The organism is Cobetia sp. Ld8 (assembly GCF_045066615.1).
Taxonomy (GTDB): Bacteria; Pseudomonadota; Gammaproteobacteria; order Pseudomonadales; family Halomonadaceae; genus Cobetia; species Cobetia amphilecti.
The window spans coordinates 564001-580419 of record NZ_JBISHF010000007.1 but is presented as its reverse complement, the minus strand read 5'-3'; the positions used below and the strand labels follow the sequence as shown (position 1 = coordinate 580419).

Below are 16419 nucleotides of genomic sequence, written 5' to 3'. Positions count from 1 at the left end.
CCCTCGAGGGATGCTCAGCATGAAGATCTGCGTGATTGGCGATGCGCCCATTGGCACTCGGGCCATACAGACGCTTGCGCATGCCGGAGTCGAGGGCGTCATGGCAGTGGCGGCGCCCGAGGGGCAAGTCGCGAGCCATTCGTCCTTCAGTGCCGAGGTCTACCTGATGGCGCTGGCCACATCGCAACAGGTGCAGAAGGTACTGACGGGCAAACAAGGCCTGCTGCGCAGGGCGCCGCCCGGCAGTACCGTGATCGATCTTTGCAGTGGTGATGTCACGCTCAGCCGCGAACTGGCCGTGCAGACACGCCTCGCCGGCCATCACTGGCTGGAAGCGGCCACCAGTCGCAATCCGGCCGATGAAGCGAATGACAGCCTGACGCTGTTGATCGGCAGTGATGAGGCGACAGTGACGCGCATGACAGCGCTGCTCGACATCATCAGCACGCAGCATCTTCACGTCGGGGATGCCGGCTGTGGCCATGCCGCCGCCCTGGCCAGCGACTATCTGCATGCCGCACACTTGATCACCACCGCCGAGGCGGTCGCCATGGCCTATCGCGCGGGCGTGACACCCCAGGCGTGCATCGATGCCATCAACCTGGGCGCCGGTCGCAGTGCCGTGAGCGAGGTGAATTTCCCGCGCTGGGTGCTGCCGGGCCGCTATGACTCGGGGATCTCCACCGGCCAGCTGCGCCGCGACCTGCGCCTGGCACGCAGTTTCGTCACCACGCTCAACCTGCCGGAAGGCTTGATGAAGGCGGTCTTCGAGCGCTGTCAGCCGCCGGAGCTGTGTCCGGCGGACGAGGATGATCTCCATCATCTGTGCGATCGCTGGCTGAGCAAGGTGCCCGCCCAGCTGCACCCGCCTCGCCTGACCGACCCCAGAGCCCCTAGACCACAAGCCCTTGCTATCAGCGCGCTTCCTGACGCGGACCACTGAACGCCGCAATCCAGCGTTCAAGATGGCGCAGCAGCTGCAGGCTGGCACGCGGCATGCGCCGCCCGACCCGCGTGATGATATGTGCGCGGGCCTGGCGGAAGCTGGCGCACTCCACATCCCGCGCGATCAACACGCCCTCCTGAAGCTCACGCGCCGCGGCGAAGGCCGGCAACAGCGTGATGCACAGCTCGGAGCGCGCCGCTTGCTTGAGCACTTCCATGGAATTGGTCTGCACCACCATATGCGGGCGCACTCCTGCCTCACGAAACCCATCGTCCATCAGCTGACGCACGCCGTGGCTCGGCCCCCACAGCGCCATGGGATGCTGTGCCACTTCCTCGAGCGTCAGCGCATGGGACTCGCTCGCCAGCGGATGCTCCGGTGACATGATGGCCACCAGCGGCTGCGGGCTCGAATGCCAGAAGCGCAGCTGGGGATGGACCCGCTCGTGATACATCAGGCCGATATCCGCCTCATCCTCGATCACGCTGTCGATGATGCTCTGCATGCTGCCGGTATCGACCTTGAGCGTGATGCCGGGGTACTGCTTGCGAAAGGCCCGCAGCGGGCTGTTGATGATGTCGCCGACGAAGCCTTCGCCGATGATCAGGCGAATTTCCCCGGTTTCCAGCCGCTGATAGGCATCGAGGCGCTCGCCGAGGTGCTGGTCGAGCTTCTCTCGCTGCAGGATGTAATCCAGCAGCATCTCGCCGACCCGCGTCGGCTGCACGCCGACGCGGGTACGCTCGATGAGCGAGGCGGCCATGGCCTCTTCGAGCAGACCTATCTGACGACTGACAGCCGAGGGGGCGATGTTCAGACGCGCGGCGGCACGCCGGATGGAGCCGGCTTCGACGGTGACCTGAAAATAGACGAGACGCTGATGCGGGATATCCATGAGGCGCTCTGCAGAGGATGGGAGAGGGGCTAAGCAAAGTAGAGAGACTTGACGCAAGACGCAGCCAGCAGAGTACCCGATATCCGGGCGTCTCGGGCAGCGCGCGGTTGAACTCACCCTCTCTAAACGCCATATCAGGATAAATCGTCGCCTCGCCTCCCCGCCTCTCCTCCTCGTCATGACAGTTCTCACCGCTCTCTGCGCTGTGACGCGAGGGCAGGCGATCAGCGTCGCGAGCTGACCGAATGGAGGGGCAGACGCACCCGCCATTCTGAAGCCAGTGCGCGAATAGGCTAAGATGGACCATCGCTTTACTGACTGTGCCTGCGTGACAAACCACACAGTCCCAAAAACAAGGAGATTCAATATGCTGACCATCTCCAATTCGGTAGCGCTGGCCGACTGGGAAATCGACCTTACCCAGATTCGCGCCCAGGGCAATGGCGGCCAGAACGTCAACAAGGTCGCCTCCGCCGTTCACCTGCGCTTCGATGTGCAGCGCTCGACGCTGCCCGGCTTCTACAAGGAGCGCCTGATGCAGCTGTCGGATCAGCGCATCAGCAAGGAAGGCGTCATCATCATCAAGGCGCAGAGCCATCGCACCCTCGAGCTGAACAAGGAAGATGCGCTGGCGCGCCTCAAGGCGATGATTCTGGAAGCCGTCAAGGTACAGAAGGCGCGCCGTGCGACAGCGCCCAGCAAGGGCGCCAAGCGTCGCCGCGTCGACAGCAAGACGCGCAAGGGCAAGATCAAGGCCATGCGCGGCAAGGTACAGGACTGACCCCGCCGCAGGCGGCGGCCAGCTCACAGCTCACGTCAGGGACGACAATTCATGCGCAACATCATCAGCTCGGCCGTGCTGGGCGGCCTGCTGGCCGTGGGAATGGTCTGGAGTGGCAGCTATCTCAAGCAGGCCGCGCAGGTGTGGGAATCTTCCAGCCGCGTGGTCACGGTCAAGGGGCTCGCGGAGCGTGAGGTCAAGGCCGATCTGGCCCTCTGGCCGCTGCACTTCAGCGTCAATGCCAATCAGCTGACCGGCCTTCATGAGGCGCTGGCCAATGATGAGCGCAAGATTCGCGCCTTTCTCACCGCCCGGGGCTTCCCCGCCGACCAGGTCAGCGTGACCTCTCCCCAGGTGACTGACCTCTACGCCAACAGCTACAACGCCCAGCGCCCGGATGAGCGCTATCGCGCCGAAGCCACGGTGCTGGTGCGCTCGCCCAAGGTCGACCTCGTCAAGCAGAGTGCCTCACTGACCGGTGAGCTGGTGCGCGAGGGTATCCTGCTCTCGGCTGACTATGCCTATCGCACCGAATTCCTGTTCACGGGGCTTGAAGCCATCAAGCCCGACATGATCGCGGCCGCGACCGCGGATGCCCGACGCGCCGCCCAGCAGTTCGCAGAGGATTCCGGCAGCACGGTCGGCCACATCAAGCATGCCAGCCAGGGCTATTTCTCGATCTCGGATCTCGACAGCTATACCCCTGACATCAAGAACGTCAGAGTCGTGACCACCATCGACTACACCCTGAGCCATTGATCACCTCTCGACAGCCCCCTTCTTCGCCGTATGGAGCCCCCATGTCCGACACCCCGCTGAGCAAGACCCAGACGAGCTTCTATCGACGCCTGTTCGTGGCCCACCTCATCGCGCATGACATCGCCAGCGTACCGGCCATCATCGCGGCCACCGGCATGCCGCGGCGCACCGCCCAGGACACCATCACCGCCCTGGGTGAGCTCGAGATCGTCTGTGAATTCCAGCGCGAGGAAGGCCAGCGCAACAACATCGGCCACTACGTGATTCGTGACTGGGGGCCGATCAATGCCCAGTGGGTCGCCGACAACGCCGAGCGCCTGCAGAAGGCGTTGGGCTATACGTGAGAGGCGCAAGCTGGATCGAACAACCAAAGTCGAGAAATGAGGGTTGAAAAATGAGGGCCCAGGGATGAGGATCGAGAAGTGAAGGTCGAGAGATGACCGCCGAGATTCTGAACAGTGCCGTTCAGCACGGCATGATCGCCGTGCTGATCCAGCTGGCGCTATGGCCGCTGTTTGGCGTGTGGTCAGCAGGCGCCATCGCCGTGGCCCTGTTTGTGGGCCGCGAGATTGCTCAGCACGAATACAAGGGCGACGGCCCCAAGGCAGAGAGCTGGGACTACGGCCTGCTGCAACACTGGAATCTGGATTCCTGTCTCGATGTCGCCCTGCCGCTGCTCTGCTGTGTAAGCCTGGCCACTACGGTCTGGGCGCTCAGGCGCTATCGGGCCAGAACGTGACCCTGCGCGCGCCCTGCGAATACATGGGGCGCGCAAATACAGGGCGAAGAGCAGATGCACGGCGAAGAGTGAACGTCGTAAAAAGCGTGTGCCGCAAAAGCCCGTGCCGCAACAGTGTGCGCCGTAAAAAGTGAAAAACCTGCGCAGTCTTCTCTGAACGGCTCCCCTTCCCCAGCACTGCGTTCTACCCTTCCTTGCCGTTCTAATTTTTCTTGTCTTTATAGTCTTCCTGACTGTCTTTCTTGCTGTCTCGCTAGCCCTGCACGCGCCTGCCTCTTGCCTGTCTCTTGCCTGTCTCTTGCCTGCTTCTGGCCTGATTTTCACCTCAGCACGGCGCAACGACATTCGCTGAAGAGCGTCGCCTCAAGCATCATCAGCCAACGGCAACGCTGGTGACACTGCGCCGTGCGGCGCCCGACGCAGTGGCGGAAGGCGCAGAGGCTGCGCGACGACGCAGTGGATGTCGGGCGCGATCCTGCAGGTAGGCCGAGAGCGTTTCCGGGCGAATGCCGGGATGCTGGAAGACGTAATCCTCGGTGATGATGGACAGAAATTCAGCACTGCGTGCACCCGCGACCTCAAACCCCAGGATGAAATGGCGCGACTGAGAGACCTCGAAACAGTAGTTCTCGGCGGCCACGGCGCAGGTCTGCACCACATAGCCTCCGCCCAGCTGTTCTCTGAGGATGGAGCGTTCGGGATTGAATCGAGATGCCGTGTAAATGTCTATGATTTTCATTATCACCCCCAATATCGACACGCGCAGTATATACGAAAACACTAATACTTACATGCTTAGAGAACTCATCCTTCCTGCCCCGCCCTTCGAACCGACAGAAAATTGATCCACATCAACTCAATCGGCAGCGCTTTCAGGGTCGCATGTCAGAGGCATCTGCCTGGATCAACACAAAAGAACTTTCGCGAGCACAGCGCTGATTGAGCTGAGGGGCCAGGAAAGTGAGCAATACGGACGTAGGCGAGATGCGGGAGACAGGCTGGTTGGCGCAAGAAGGGAAATGAGGAGCGGAGAATGGAAATGAAGAGCGCAGAGCGAACAGTGAAGAGGCAGGTATCTTTCGGACATGCGAAAACGCAAAAAGGCCATCCGTTTCCGGATGGCCTTTTCACTTGAATCTGGTCGGGACGACAGGATTCGAACCTGCGACCTCTGCAACCCCATTGCAGCGCGCTACCAAGCTGCGCCACGTCCCGACAGTGTCTGGAAGAGCTTCCCCCTCAAGACGAGACGTAATGTACCGCATTGATCTCAAAAAGAAAAGCAGGAATCTCACATTTCTTTACCTGAGTCGTGATCTGGTGTCGCAGTGACGCCTGAATCCGCCGTCGGCATTGCAAAATGCCCGGGTGCGACGCATGTTCATGAAGCAGGCATTCATTGCGCACCTTCGAATGCAGCGCCCCATGAACGACAATCGTCCTGAGGAGTTCACGACTGATGATCCAATTCACGCTTACCACCACGCTAAAAGGCGGCACCAGCGTCAGCGGTGACCCCATCAAGGTCAGCGCCGACAGCACCCCTGCCGCCGGCAGCCAGATCACCAAGGGGCAATGGCCGGCACTCGATGCCCTGTCACCCAACTTTCCGGTGACAGTCACGGGAGTCGAAAAGGATGACGGTGGCAATACCCTCGTGCGCCTCAAGGAAGCCGACAGTCCGGATGCCAACGACCCCGACAGCTACCGCTACACGCCCTGGAAGTAACGGAGCAGCGCCGAACACCATTGAGGAAGCTTGAAAGGTTATCGCGCCAGCATCATACAGACGTCATCTTGCGCATCACCCGCAAAGTTGACCTGCATCATTGCGCGCAATGATATATCAGGCAAGTTTTGACCCACACTGCGTTAGCATAGAGTTTGCGTGTCTTTCGTTGGCTCTGGCGAGCTGTGGCTGATGATGAGGTGGTGTATCATCCGCCTTTCCCGGTTGGTGCCTGCCGTGCACTGACATCTCGATGCCCGAGGTCACATGGTCAGCCCATTGAAATTGATAGTTACCTCCTGGCGTTGGCTGGTCGGCAAGACCGGCTCCGCCCGCGAGATACTCCATCATGGCTTTCTCGCTTCCGCTGTCTTCATCGGGTTGATTTCGGCCCTCTTCAACTCCCTGTTTGACCTCACCCTGCCGGCGTACAACATCGTGCTGGTCATCACCAGCGCGTTCATCGCCCTGATGTGGTATCGCTCGCGCTTTCATGGTGAGTTCCAGCGCATGGCCTGGCTGTTCTGTGCGCTGGTCACCTTCGTGATGCTGCCGGGCAACTGGCTGTTCAATCATGGCGCGACCGGCCCGACCCTGCTGTTCTACCTGATGGCGTCGGCCTATGTGCTGGCGGTACTGCCCGCCAATCCCAGACGCCGAGGCATCATCATCATCGGCCTGATGTTCATGCCGTGGGCACTGCTGGCCTCTGAGCATGCAAGGCCGGGGCTGGTCAGCAGCTATGCTACCGAAGGCATGCGCTTTCTCGATATGGGCTTCAGCTACACGCTGGCCTTCGGGCTGCTCAGCGTGGTGATCGCAGGCTACGCCCGCCGCATCCATGAAGAGCGCGATATCGCCAATGCCTATGCGGCGCGGCTCGAGCGCCTCAGCCTGCTGGACAGCCTGACCGGCCTCTACAATCACCGCGCCATCCATGAACAGGCCGAAGCCTGGATCAGGCGTTCGCAAAGTGCCTGCCTGCTGATCTGCGATCTGGATCACTTCAAGATGATCAATGACAACCACGGGCATCCGTATGGCGACACAGTACTGGAAGAGTTCTCACGCCATGTCAGCCAGCTGACGCAGGAGTTCTCGGGGGAAGCGGGACGCTATGGCGGCGAGGAGTTCATGATCCTGATCCCCGGCACCCTGGCGACGGCTCGCCAGTTCGATAGATGCCTGCGGGAGCGCTGCGAAGCCTCGCCCCTGCTGCACGGCGTGATCCTCTTCAGCACCGGCGCCAGCGAATTGCACCCCAACGACACCCTGTCGAGCTGGGTCAAGCGCAGCGATGACGCCCTCTACCATGCCAAGGAAAATGGCCGAGGCCGCCTGATGGTCGACAAGGACCTGAGCGTCATCTGAGCCACGGCCAGACCGAATCAGCCTCGATCACGTCAGCCGCGCCGGCTGAGCCATCCCCAACGACAACGCCCCCGCAAGCATGGCTTGCGGGGGCGTTGTCGTTGGGGCCGGATGCGAGGCTGATGTCGCTCAGCGCTCGCCCTTCAGCCACTCGAGGTTGATCTCGTGCTGGCCGTTGTCATCGGTGATGAAGATGGTGCCTTCGGAGATCATCACGGTCCACTTGATGTTGCGTGGCAGCGACTCAGTGATGGCATCCAGCGAACCTTCCGGCACGGCCGCGATGTTGAGGTTGGAAAGCCCCGCCACCGCCGGCACGACCTTGGTTTCCCACACGCGCAGACTGCCATAGGCCAGCAGCGAGGTACGCTCGGTGCGTCGCGAGCACCAGGTCAGACGCTCGGCATCCGGCTGACCGACTTCGATCCAGTGCAGGACACGGCCATCGAGGCTCTTTTCCCACAGCGCCGGCTCATCGACATCGGACAGGCCGCGACCGAACGCGATGTTCTCGTTGTACCACAGGGCGTGGCCCAGCAGACGCACGCAGAGACGCAGTTCGGTTTCGGAGGGATGACGAGCCACGGTGAAGCGCAGGGTCTCGTAGACGCCGCGGTCCAGGTCGGTCAGCGACAGATCCACCTTGTAAGGCGTGGAAGACAGGGCCATGAAAATCTCTTCTTGAAAAGGCAGACGTCTTGGAAAGGCGATGGCAGGCAGTCACTCTGCCGATAAAGCACCATGCTCCTCGACTGAACCACGCGCATGACAATGCAAGCGCGTGGGTGCGGAGCGCAGAGTCTACCCTAGCCGGGCCCTGAACGCCCGACTCCTGCCTGGCATGCCCGCCCTCAGGCGAGGTGACGTGCCACCAGGGCATCGATGGCATCGATATCGCTCAGGCTTTCGCGCGCCATGATCAGCTCGCGCCCGAGTGCCAGCGCCCGCCGCTCGGCGCGTGCGCGAGTGGCCTCATCGCTGATGGATTCGAGTTCCAGAATATGCGCAAGCCCCACGGTTCGGCGGATCAGCTCACAGCCGGCGTAGCCGAGTGCGTCACGCAACATGCGAGCCAACAGACGCTCTGCCACGCCCGGCGCAGCAAAGCTGGCATCCGACGTGTGGGCAGCCTGCTCACGATACTCACGAGCGAAGCTTTCCCAGCTGGCGACCGCCTGGGCACGCAGCTGCGCCACGTAGTCACGCTTGTCGCCCTGCTCTCCCTCAAGTTCGGTATGCGCGCAGGCCGCCAGCCACAGTGCCGCCAGCCAGCTACCGATATCGAAGCCCGCCGGGCCGAAGAAGCCGAATTCCGGATCGATGACCTTGGTGCTGTCTTCCCGCACGAAGATCGAGCCCGCATGCAGATCGCCATGCAGCAGCGCCTCGGGTGCGGACAGGAAACGCTGCTTGAGCTCCGCCACTTCGACCTTCAGGGCGGCGTCCTGCCACAGGGCTTCAGCATCCGCGCGCAGCGCCGGATTGATGCTGTTGCGCTCGTGATCGCAGAACGGGTCGATGAAGAACAGGTCTTCGGTGATCTTGCACTGATCGGGATTGATGAAGCGGGCGACGCGCGCCTTCTTGTCGTGGGCATCGAGTGCCAGGTCGCTGCTGCGATACAGCGTGGTGGCCAGAAAACGCCCCATCTGCTCGCCCAGCCGTGGCAAAGACGCGCGCTCCAGGAAGGCATGGCGCAGGTTGCGGTGATCGCCGATATCTTCCATCACGATCGCCGAGCGAGCTTCATCGAAGTGATAGAGCGCCGGCACCAGGTCCGGCGCGCAGTCGGCCTCGAACTGCAGGGTTTCCGCCTCGATGCGCACACGCACCAGCGACAGCGGCCAGCTTTCACCGATGATGCGCACCCAGGGCAGGCCCTGCTTGACGATCACCGAGGCGGAGCGGTCCGGCGTGCAGACGCGATAGACATAGTTGATGTTGCCATCGCCGATCTCTTCGACCTGAAGTTCTTCAGCGGTCGCGAAGGCCGGATAGCGTGCGCCGACGTGCTGGCGCGCGAAGGCGATCACATCCGCATCATCGCGAAACTGATAGTCGATGGAGGGTGCAGTGCTAGCGGTGGAGTCTTGAGCAGTCATGGCAGGTCTCAGCGCTGAGTCATGAAGTCGCCGGCCTCGGTGGCGCTTGGCGTGCATGGCACGTGAAGCACCTCAAGGCTCTCACTTTATTCTTTACAGAAATAAGAAGGCGATCAGTTATAGCGAGAAGATGCCTGCTGGCGCGGCGATTGGCAAGACCTGCCGAGTGAGTTTTGCTCAGCTCGGCAGGCGCTTGTCGCATGCAGGACTTTGCATGCAGAACTTTGCATGCAGGGTGCTGCATTACTGGATGGGTGCCAGCAGATAGGCCGCCCGCGAGACCAGTTTGCGCCACATCGGCCGCGCATCCAGCTCTTCGCAGCTGATTTCACGACAGTGGCGGAAGTCTTCCTCGAGCATCGCCTCCACTTCCGAGGCGAACTGGTGATCGGGCACGAACGCCGTGATCTCGAAGTTGAGGCGGAAGGAGCGATTGTCGAGATTGACGGTGCCGATGGTCGCCGTATGGCTGTCCATCAACATCACCTTCTGATGCAGGAAGCCTGGCTGATAGCGGAAGACACGCACGCCGGAGCGAATCATCTCGGACAGGAACGAGAACGCCGACAGGAACACCAGCAGGTGATCGGGACGCTCAGGAATCATCACCCGCACATCCACCCCGCGCAGCGCAGCGATCTTGAGCGCATCCTGCACGCCCTGGTCCGGCACGAAATAGGGGCTGGTGATCCAGATGCGACTGACCGAGGAGTGAATCGCCTGCTGCACCAGCAGGCTGGCCGTCTCGCGGCGGTCCGCTGGACCGGAAGGCACGATCACCACATGCTGACATTCGTCACAGCTGATCTGTGGCTGCCATTCGAGCGACAGCACCTCACCGGTCGCCCAGTGCCAGTCTTCCCAGAAGGCTTCCTGCAGGCCCATCACGCTGGGCCCCTCAAGCTTGAGGTGGGTATCACGCCAGGCGCCATAGCGCTCGGAATGGCCCAGATATTCATTGCCGACATTCAGCCCGCCGACGAAGCCGACGCGGCCGTCGATGACGGTGATCTTGCGGTGATTGCGGAAGTTGATCTGGAAGCGATGGCGCCAGCCGCGCGAGGAGTTGAAGGCGCTGACCTCACACCCCGACTCCAGCAGATCATTCAGATAGCCGTCGGGCAGCTTGCGCGAGCCGATCTCGTCATACAGGAAACAGACCCGCACGCCGCGTTCGGCGCGGCGCATCAACTTCTGCTTGAGACGCACCCCCAGCTCATCGTTACGCACGATGAAGAACTGGATCAGGATGTAGTCCTCGGCGGCGTCGATGGCATGAAACAGCGCATCGAAGGTGTGCTCGCCATTGATCAGCAACTTGGCGCGGTTGCCAGTGGTGACCGGCATCATCGCCAGACGCTCGATGGCATCCAGATGGGTGGGATTGCCGCCCAGCGGGCGTGACAGCCACGGCGACAGCTTGGGCCGAAAGCGCATCAGCACGCGGCGCATGGTCGAGTCGCGCTCCTCACGAGCGCTGACGTAACCATAGAAGCGTGGACGTCCGAACACCCAGTACAGTGGCAGCGCCACGTAGGGGAACGTCAGCAGACACAGAATCCAGGCGATCGCCCCTTGTGAAGTGCGGCTCGACATCAGGGCCATGACGGCGGACATGGCACCGAGGATATGACTGGTCAGCAGTAGAAAGCCGAGTAGCCAGGCGGTCATTGCAACTCCATTGCAGGCGTCAGGGTTGCCAGAGTATGCCACAGCAGCGCGCGCGACGATGCCGTTGCGTTGGCGCTCGGGAAGATGTCTTGAGCGCCGCAAAGCCAAGAACCCCGCCGATGTGTCATCACGGGCGGGGTTCTTCAGGTCATCTCACAAGGGCGCACGTCACAAGGACGTATGCCACAAGGACGTGACGATTCATCACTCGGCCGTCATCAGGCGCGGCTGGCGATGATTTCCTTCCACTTGGCCGGGCCCGTCTGGTGCACGGAGACGCCCGCGCTGTCGACGGCCACGGTCACCGGCATGTCTTCGACCTCGAATTCGTAGATCGCTTCCATGCCCAGGTCTTCAAACGCCAGCACGCGTGACTTCTTGATCGCCTGGGCGACCAGATAGGCAGCGCCGCCGACGGCCATCAGGTAGCTGGACTTGTTGTCGCGGATGGCGTCGATCGCGGTCGGGCCACGCTCTGCCTTGCCGACCATGCCCAAGAGGCCTGTCTCTTCCAGCAGCGTGCGCGTGAACTTGTCCATGCGGGTCGCGGTGGTCGGGCCTGCCGGACCGACGACTTCGTCACGGATCGGGTCGACCGGGCCGACGTAGTAGATGAAGCGACCCTTGAGGTCGACCGGCAGCTGCTCGCCGCGTGCCAGCATCTCGGTCATGCGCTTGTGAGCGGCATCACGGCCGGTCAGCAGCTTGCCGTTGAGCAGCAGGGTGTCGCCCGGCTGCCAGCTCTGCACTTCCTCGGGCGTCACGGTGTCGAGGTTGACACGCTTGACGCTGTCGCCCGCTTCACGGGTGATTTCCGGCCAGTCCTCGAGCTTGGGTGCCGGCAGTTCTGCCACACCGCTGCCATCCAGGGTGAAGTGCACGTGACGGGTCGCCGCACAGTTCGGGATGATCGCCACTGGCTTGTTGGCCGCGTGGGTCGGGTAATCCATGACCTTGATGTCGAGCACGGTGGTCAGACCACCGAGGCCCTGGGCGCCGACGCCAGTGGCGTTGACCTTCTCGAACAGCTCGAGACGGATCTCTTCGGCACGGTTGGAGGCACCACGCGCCTGCAGTTCCTGGATATCGATCGGCTCGAGCAGGGACTCCTTGGCCAGCTGCATCGCCTTCTCGGCGGTACCGCCGATACCGATGCCCAGCATGCCGGGCGGGCACCAGCCAGCGCCCATCTTCGGAATCTGCTCCAGCACCCAGTCGACCACGGAGTCGGACGGGTTGAGCATCGCGAACTTGGACTTGGCTTCGCTGCCGCCGCCCTTGGCCGCGACGTGGATCTCGACGCTGTCACCCGGCACCAGCTTGTGGTGGATGATGGCCGGCGTGTTGTCCTTGGTGTTGGCACGCTTGCCGTCCGGGTCTGCCAGCACGGAGGCACGCAGCACGTTGTCCGGCAGCAGATAGGCGCGACGCACGCCTTCGTTGACCATGTCGTCCAGGCCCATGTCGGCCTCGAAGCGCACGTTCATGCCGACGTGAACGAAGACGGTGACGATACCGGTGTCCTGACAGATGGGACGATGACCCAGGGCACACATCCGGGAGTTGATCAGGATCTGCGCGATGGCATCCTTGGCGGCAGGATTCTCTTCACGCTCGTACGCCGCGTTCATGGCGTCGATGAAATCCTTCGGATGGTAGTAGGAGATGTACTGCAGCGCGTCGGCGACGCTCTGGATCAGGTCATCCTGGCGGATCACGGTCATCAGGATCGGCTCCTCAAGGGCAAGCGATGGGAAAGACAGACACACTGGCGCGCAGGGCACAGGGGCGATTACTGTTGTCAGGCACGGCAATCGCGCCGCCACGGGGCGAGCGTCAGGTCAGGTGCGCAGGATTATACCTCATGCGAGCACGAGGCGGCAGAGCGAATCCTGCAACCCGCAAGTCATGAGAATTCAGCAGGTTATGGCCAAGTCTGCGTGATGCTCTCCCGACCGGAGCCGTCTGCTTCGCTGCCGGTAGTCGCGTGCATCGCGAGGCGACTGACGCCGTCCCGTTGCGGTACCGTCTTGTCATGCAGCTTCTCCTTCTTCAGCCACGATGACCGCTCAATGACGCCACGCACCTATTCACCGCGCCCCTGTTCACCACGTCCCTGCTCGCCACCCTCCTTCTCACCACGCTTCTTCTCGTCACGCTTCTTCTCGAGACGTCTGCTGTCACTGGCCGCTGCCGCGCTCATTGTGTTGCTGGCAGGCTGTGGCACCCAGCCGGGTTCTGGCGCCGGTGACGGGAGCGATACCTTCGACTGGGTGACATCTTCTCTCCAGGGCAAGAGCAATTCTCGGGTTCGCCATCTGGTGCTGCACTACACCGATGATGATCTGCGCGGCTCCCTGATCAGCCTGACCGGCTCTCAGGTCAGCGCGCATTATCTGCTGTCGTCGCCGATGCCCGCGACCGGCCTGCCGCGCGTCTATCCGCTGGTGCCGGAAGCGCGCCGCGCCTGGCATGCCGGCGTCAGCCAGTGGGGTGAACGCAGCAACCTCAATGACACTTCCATCGGCATCGAGATCGTCAATGCCGGGCCGCGGGCATTGGTGCCACTGCCGGCAGGCGAGCAGGAAGATGCCACGGCGGCGGTCGCCAGACGCTGGTCCCCCTCGCGTGACTTCGCGCCGTGGAGCGAGGCGCAGATCAGCGCACTGATCACGCTGCTCAAGCCCATCATCGCGCGCCATGGCATCAAGGCGGTGGATGTCGTCGGGCATTCGGACATCGCCCCTGAGCGCAAGACCGACCCCGGCCCGCGCTTCCCCTGGCAGCGTCTGCATGAGGCCGGCATCGGTGCCTGGCCACGCACCTCTGACGTGCTGTGCTTCCAGCGTCAGCTGGCAAGCGAGGGGCTGCCAACAAAGGAGGTTCTGCTCACCGCGCTCACGCATTACGGCTATCCGGTGGACGCCGCACGTCCCGAATTGGCGATTGCCGCGTTCCAGGCACATTTTCGCCCCGGGGCGATCAGCGGGGCCTTCGATGCCGAAAGTGCCGCGATATTGCTGGCGCTCAACTCACGTTACCGCCAGTCGACAGGCTGCAAGCCATCCTGAGACCGCCAGGTGTGGGGCCTATGCAGTCATCTGAATGTCATTTCTCTGTCACATTTCTGACGCAGCATCGGTTCGTCCTTGACGCGCCAAACAGATTTGCATGGCAGTTTGACGACCGCCGTCTACTCTGGGATGAGGCATGACCAGAGAGGGTCATGGACAGACAAGCTAGCGACTGGCTCGGAGAAGCCGGAATACCCCATCACAATGAGGTTCATCATGGCTGACAACATTCTCAGTGCAGTACCTGATACGGCAGCAGACATGACAACACCCGCCACATCCCCCGGCGCTCTCGGATTCGTCGTCTGTGATGACAATCGTATCTACGGCGCGGGCATGAGCGAAGAAGACTGCCTCGACAACGCCCTCGAGTGCCTGTGTGGTTACTGTGAGCGCAGCGCGCTCAAGAAGATGCTGGAACTGTGCCAGACCGGCGTGCGCTACCCCCTGCGCCAGCTTCCCGCCAGCCAGGCATGCGTCAACAGCTGCCAGGCCTCGGGCCCCACCGATCATTACCGCATTCATGACGGCGTCGCCTACATGCCCGAAGAGTTTCCCGAATCGCTCTCTGCCTGACCTCTGCTCACGCAAGTCACTGGTACTGATAAAGGGACTGGCACGAGCAGCACACTACTGACCGAGCCAGCCTTTGTCCTCTCATCCCCTCCTTCCCACACTTCCACCTCATCCCCATCTCGAGAGCGAAACAAGACGCCGCCCCCGGCACTGACGATTCAGTGCCGGGGGCGGCGTTCTGGTGTGGTGAACCCGATCGACTTGCGAACGATCAGCCTCCGAGATAGGCGCGGCGTACATCGTCATTGGCCAGCAGCGCCTTGCCGCTGTCCGCCAGCACCACTCGACCATGCTCCAGCACATAACCGCGATCGGCGATCGACAGGGCGCGATGGGCATTCTGCTCCACCAGGAAGATGGTGGTGCCCTGCTCGCGCAGCTGCTCGACGATCTCGAAGATCTGCCCGATCACGATGGGCGCCAGCCCCAGCGATGGCTCATCGAGCAACAGCAGCCGCGGCCGACTCATCAGGGCGCGCCCGATGGCTAGCATCTGCTGCTCTCCACCGGACATGGTGCCGCCGCGCTGCTGGAAGCGCTCCTTGAGACGCGGGAATAGCCCCAGCACGTGCTCGATGCTGCGCTTGTTCTCCTCCTTGCTCTGGTAATAGCCACCCATGGCCAGGTTTTCCTCCACCGTCATGCCGGTGAAGATGCGGCGACCTTCCGGCACCACCGACAGCCCACCGCGCATCACGCGCGCCGTGGGCGTGCCGGTGATCTCCTCGCCCTCGAACCATACCCGCCCGCTGGTCGGACGCGGATCGCCACAGATCGACATCAGAAGCGTCGTCTTGCCGGCACCGTTGGCACCGATCAGCGTCACGATCTCGCCCTGGCCGACGGCCAGCGAGACATCATTGAGCGCCTGCACCGGCCCGTAGTGGGTGGTCAGATGCTCGAGGGCCAGCATGGTCTCCCGGGGCGCGAGCTCCTCACCGGCAAGCGTGGCCTCGGGCGTCACGTCTTCGACATGCTCACTCATGATCACTCTTCCCCCAGATAGGCCTTGATCACGGCATCGTTGCGCCGTATGTCCTCCGGACTGCCATCCGCCAGCGGCTGGCCCTGATTGACCACGTAGATGTGGTCCGAGATGCCCATCACCAGGCTCATGTCATGCTCGATCAACAGCACCGAGATGCCCTCATCGCGGGTCAGGCTGACGATCAGATCATCCAGATCACGCGTCTCGTTGGGATTGAGGCCCGCTGCGGGCTCATCCAGCATCAGCAGCCGCGGCCTGGCGACCATGCAGCGCGCGATCTCGAGTCGACGCTGCTGGCCATAGGCCAGATTACCGGCCTCGCGGTTGGCGAATTCGAGCAGACCGACTCGCTCCAACCAGTCGCCGGCATGCTGCATCAGCGCCTTTTCACTGCGTCGATAGCCCGGCGTCTTGAACAGTCCCTTGAGAAGATTGCGTTCGGCGTGCATGTGCTGCGCCACCAACAGGTTCTCGATGACGGTCATCTCCTTGAACAGCCGCACGTTCTGGAAGGTGCGCACCATGCCGGCCTGGGCGATGCGATAGCCCGGCAGGCGATGCATGGCGCGGTTCTGGAAATACACCTCGCCGCCGGTGGGCTGATAGAAGCCGGAGATGCAGTTGAAGACGGTGGTCTTGCCCGCACCGTTCGGCCCGATGACCGATACCACCTCGCCCGGATGCACCTGCAACGTCACACCGTCCACGGCCTTGAGGCCACCGAACTGCATGGTGAGGTCGCGCACATCCAGCAATGGCGCTCCGCCCTCGGCGCGCGCCTGACGACG

Annotated in this window: 17 protein-coding genes and 1 tRNA gene; 9 read left to right on the top strand and 9 right to left on the bottom strand. The window is 62.3% G+C overall.

Annotated features, from left to right (window positions below):
* Positions 1–19 precede the first annotated feature (19 nt).
* Positions 20–943, top strand: coding sequence for an NAD(P)-dependent oxidoreductase (locus tag ACJJV2_RS07325; protein ID WP_405279508.1), 924 nt, complete (start codon positions 20–22; stop codon positions 941–943).
* On the opposite strand, the gene ACJJV2_RS07320 is transcribed toward ACJJV2_RS07325, so the two are convergent.
* Positions 915–1841: a LysR family transcriptional regulator gene (locus ACJJV2_RS07320; protein ID WP_405279505.1), complete on the bottom strand. Its 927-nt coding sequence runs from the start codon at positions 1839–1841 to the stop codon at positions 915–917. The two genes, ACJJV2_RS07325 and ACJJV2_RS07320, sit on opposite strands and share 29 nt — an antisense overlap.
* A gap of 367 nt (positions 1842–2208) precedes the next feature.
* On the opposite strand from ACJJV2_RS07320, the gene arfB reads away from it, so the two are divergent.
* The 4 genes from arfB (at position 2209) to ACJJV2_RS07300 (ending at position 4120) form a co-directional block, all read left to right on the top strand.
* Positions 2209–2622, top strand: coding sequence for an alternative ribosome rescue aminoacyl-tRNA hydrolase ArfB (gene arfB, locus ACJJV2_RS07315; protein WP_043334927.1), 414 nt, complete (start codon positions 2209–2211; stop codon positions 2620–2622).
* 51 nt (positions 2623–2673) lie between these two features.
* Positions 2674–3381 (top strand): SIMPL domain-containing protein, encoded by a 708-nt coding sequence (locus ACJJV2_RS07310; protein WP_131432172.1) that lies wholly within the window; start codon positions 2674–2676, stop codon positions 3379–3381.
* A gap of 41 nt (positions 3382–3422) precedes the next feature.
* Positions 3423–3725: a helix-turn-helix domain-containing protein gene (locus ACJJV2_RS07305; RefSeq protein WP_405279501.1), complete on the top strand. Its 303-nt coding sequence runs from the start codon at positions 3423–3425 to the stop codon at positions 3723–3725.
* 92 nt (positions 3726–3817) lie between these two features.
* On the top strand, positions 3818–4120 hold the full coding sequence (locus ACJJV2_RS07300; protein ID WP_405279498.1) for a hypothetical protein: 303 nt from the start codon (positions 3818–3820) through the stop codon (positions 4118–4120).
* A gap of 373 nt (positions 4121–4493) precedes the next feature.
* Here the strand turns inward: ACJJV2_RS07300 and ACJJV2_RS07295 are convergent, their stop codons facing one another.
* Together ACJJV2_RS07295 and ACJJV2_RS07290 are read right to left on the bottom strand one after the other, a co-directional pair.
* Positions 4494–4859, bottom strand: coding sequence for a hypothetical protein (locus tag ACJJV2_RS07295; protein WP_405279495.1), 366 nt, complete (start codon positions 4857–4859; stop codon positions 4494–4496).
* 399 nt (positions 4860–5258) lie between these two features.
* Positions 5259–5335, bottom strand: a tRNA-Pro gene (locus ACJJV2_RS07290).
* A 244-nt stretch (positions 5336–5579) separates the two neighbouring features.
* Between ACJJV2_RS07290 and ACJJV2_RS07285 the strand changes: the two genes are divergently transcribed.
* Positions 5580–5849 carry a hypothetical protein gene (locus tag ACJJV2_RS07285; RefSeq protein WP_405279492.1) on the top strand — a complete coding sequence of 90 codons (270 nt, stop codon included), beginning with the start codon at positions 5580–5582 and terminating at the stop codon, positions 5847–5849.
* A gap of 267 nt (positions 5850–6116) precedes the next feature.
* On the top strand, positions 6117–7220 hold the full coding sequence (locus ACJJV2_RS07280) for a GGDEF domain-containing protein (protein WP_405279489.1): 1104 nt from the start codon (positions 6117–6119) through the stop codon (positions 7218–7220).
* Positions 7221–7349: 129 nt separating this feature from the next.
* Here the strand turns inward: ACJJV2_RS07280 and ACJJV2_RS07275 are convergent, their stop codons facing one another.
* From ACJJV2_RS07275 to ACJJV2_RS07260, 4 genes are all read right to left on the bottom strand, one after another.
* Complete coding sequence (locus tag ACJJV2_RS07275) at positions 7350–7889, bottom strand: YaeQ family protein (protein ID WP_216060746.1); 540 nt, start codon at positions 7887–7889, stop codon at positions 7350–7352.
* Positions 7890–8071: 182 nt separating this feature from the next.
* On the bottom strand, positions 8072–9322 hold the full coding sequence (gene mtnK / locus ACJJV2_RS07270; protein ID WP_405279484.1) for an S-methyl-5-thioribose kinase: 1251 nt from the start codon (positions 9320–9322) through the stop codon (positions 8072–8074).
* Positions 9323–9565: 243 nt separating this feature from the next.
* Positions 9566–10993 carry a cardiolipin synthase gene (gene cls, locus ACJJV2_RS07265; protein ID WP_054556992.1) on the bottom strand — a complete coding sequence of 476 codons (1428 nt, stop codon included), beginning with the start codon at positions 10991–10993 and terminating at the stop codon, positions 9566–9568.
* Between the two features lie 218 nt (positions 10994–11211).
* The gene (locus ACJJV2_RS07260; RefSeq protein ID WP_317292071.1) at positions 11212–12717 is read right to left on the bottom strand and encodes a fumarate hydratase; all 1506 of its coding nucleotides are present in this window, start codon (positions 12715–12717) and stop codon (positions 11212–11214) included.
* Positions 12718–13065: 348 nt separating this feature from the next.
* Between ACJJV2_RS07260 and ACJJV2_RS07255 the strand changes: the two genes are divergently transcribed.
* Together ACJJV2_RS07255 and ACJJV2_RS07250 are read left to right on the top strand one after the other, a co-directional pair.
* Positions 13066–14064: an N-acetylmuramoyl-L-alanine amidase gene (locus tag ACJJV2_RS07255; protein WP_405279480.1), complete on the top strand. Its 999-nt coding sequence runs from the start codon at positions 13066–13068 to the stop codon at positions 14062–14064.
* A gap of 219 nt (positions 14065–14283) precedes the next feature.
* Entirely contained in the window at positions 14284–14643 is a 360-nt protein-coding gene (locus tag ACJJV2_RS07250; RefSeq protein ID WP_405279477.1) for a hypothetical protein, read from the top strand.
* A gap of 211 nt (positions 14644–14854) precedes the next feature.
* On the opposite strand, the gene ACJJV2_RS07245 is transcribed toward ACJJV2_RS07250, so the two are convergent.
* Positions 14855–15556 (bottom strand): ABC transporter ATP-binding protein, encoded by a 702-nt coding sequence (locus ACJJV2_RS07245; protein ID WP_405280712.1) that lies wholly within the window; start codon positions 15554–15556, stop codon positions 14855–14857.
* A gap of 74 nt (positions 15557–15630) precedes the next feature.
* Positions 15631–16386, bottom strand: coding sequence for a high-affinity branched-chain amino acid ABC transporter ATP-binding protein LivG (gene livG / locus ACJJV2_RS07240; protein WP_082388869.1), 756 nt, complete (start codon positions 16384–16386; stop codon positions 15631–15633).
* Positions 16387–16419: the final 33 nt, after the last annotated feature.

What these genes read in the sequence shown, in the direction of transcription:
- ACJJV2_RS07325 (WP_405279508.1), top strand. Translation starts at nt 20, where the DNA reads ATGAAGATCTGCGTGATTGGCGATGCGCCCATTGGCACTCGGGCCATA.
- ACJJV2_RS07320 (WP_405279505.1), bottom strand. Translation starts at nt 1,841, where the DNA reads ATGGATATCCCGCATCAGCGTCTCGTCTATTTTCAGGTCACCGTCGAA.
- arfB (WP_043334927.1), top strand. Translation starts at nt 2,209, where the DNA reads ATGCTGACCATCTCCAATTCGGTAGCGCTGGCCGACTGGGAAATCGAC.
- ACJJV2_RS07310 (WP_131432172.1), top strand. Translation starts at nt 2,674, where the DNA reads ATGCGCAACATCATCAGCTCGGCCGTGCTGGGCGGCCTGCTGGCCGTG.
- ACJJV2_RS07305 (WP_405279501.1), top strand. Translation starts at nt 3,423, where the DNA reads ATGTCCGACACCCCGCTGAGCAAGACCCAGACGAGCTTCTATCGACGC.
- ACJJV2_RS07300 (WP_405279498.1), top strand. Translation starts at nt 3,818, where the DNA reads ATGACCGCCGAGATTCTGAACAGTGCCGTTCAGCACGGCATGATCGCC.
- ACJJV2_RS07295 (WP_405279495.1), bottom strand. Translation starts at nt 4,859, where the DNA reads ATGAAAATCATAGACATTTACACGGCATCTCGATTCAATCCCGAACGC.
- ACJJV2_RS07285 (WP_405279492.1), top strand. Translation starts at nt 5,580, where the DNA reads ATGATCCAATTCACGCTTACCACCACGCTAAAAGGCGGCACCAGCGTC.
- ACJJV2_RS07280 (WP_405279489.1), top strand. Translation starts at nt 6,117, where the DNA reads ATGGTCAGCCCATTGAAATTGATAGTTACCTCCTGGCGTTGGCTGGTC.
- ACJJV2_RS07275 (WP_216060746.1), bottom strand. Translation starts at nt 7,889, where the DNA reads ATGGCCCTGTCTTCCACGCCTTACAAGGTGGATCTGTCGCTGACCGAC.
- mtnK (WP_405279484.1), bottom strand. Translation starts at nt 9,322, where the DNA reads ATGACTGCTCAAGACTCCACCGCTAGCACTGCACCCTCCATCGACTAT.
- cls (WP_054556992.1), bottom strand. Translation starts at nt 10,993, where the DNA reads ATGACCGCCTGGCTACTCGGCTTTCTACTGCTGACCAGTCATATCCTC.
- ACJJV2_RS07260 (WP_317292071.1), bottom strand. Translation starts at nt 12,717, where the DNA reads ATGACCGTGATCCGCCAGGATGACCTGATCCAGAGCGTCGCCGACGCG.
- ACJJV2_RS07255 (WP_405279480.1), top strand. Translation starts at nt 13,066, where the DNA reads ATGACGCCACGCACCTATTCACCGCGCCCCTGTTCACCACGTCCCTGC.
- ACJJV2_RS07250 (WP_405279477.1), top strand. Translation starts at nt 14,284, where the DNA reads ATGGCTGACAACATTCTCAGTGCAGTACCTGATACGGCAGCAGACATG.
- ACJJV2_RS07245 (WP_405280712.1), bottom strand. Translation starts at nt 15,556, where the DNA reads ATGCTGGCCCTCGAGCATCTGACCACCCACTACGGGCCGGTGCAGGCG.